This window comes from Bradyrhizobium sp. BRP19 (genome assembly GCF_020194195.1).
Classification (GTDB): Bacteria; Pseudomonadota; Alphaproteobacteria; order Rhizobiales; family Xanthobacteraceae; genus Bradyrhizobium; species Bradyrhizobium yuanmingense.
This window is the reverse complement of record NZ_JADYVZ010000136.1, coordinates 1-438: the sequence shown is the minus strand read 5'-3', so window position 1 is coordinate 438 and position 438 is coordinate 1. Positions and strand designations below refer to the sequence as shown.

Here is a 438-nt window from a genome sequence, read left to right as displayed (position 1 = left end):
GAACAGGATGTGATCTGTCTTGATCATCCCGTACTTCGTGTTGACGGTAGTGCCTTCCACCAGCGGCAGCAAGTCACGCTGCACGCCCTGACGTGACACCTCGCCGCCGCCGTATTCGCTGCGGCTGGCAACTTTGTCGATCTCGTCCAGGAACACGATGCCGTTCTGCTCGACGTTGGCCACCGCCTTCTGCTTCAGCTCGTCTTCGTTCACGAGTTTCGCCGCCTCTTCGTCGATCAGCAGCTTGAAGGCTTCGCTCACCTTCATCTTGCGACGGTTCTTCTTGCCTTGGCCCAGGCCCGCGAACATCGAGCGGATATGCTCGGTCATGTCTTCCATGCCGGGCGGGCCCATGATGTCCATGCTCGGCGCGCCCGCCGACACTTCCAGCTCGATTTCCTTGTCGTCGAGCTGGCCTTCGCGCAGCTTCTTGCGGAA

At 60.3% G+C, this 438-nt stretch carries 1 protein-coding gene; it reads right to left on the bottom strand.

Translation table 11 applies throughout. From position 1 onward, the window contains the following. On the bottom strand, nt 1-438 hold a 438-nt coding region (locus tag I6F36_RS38865; protein ID WP_225173283.1), incomplete at both ends, for an AAA family ATPase.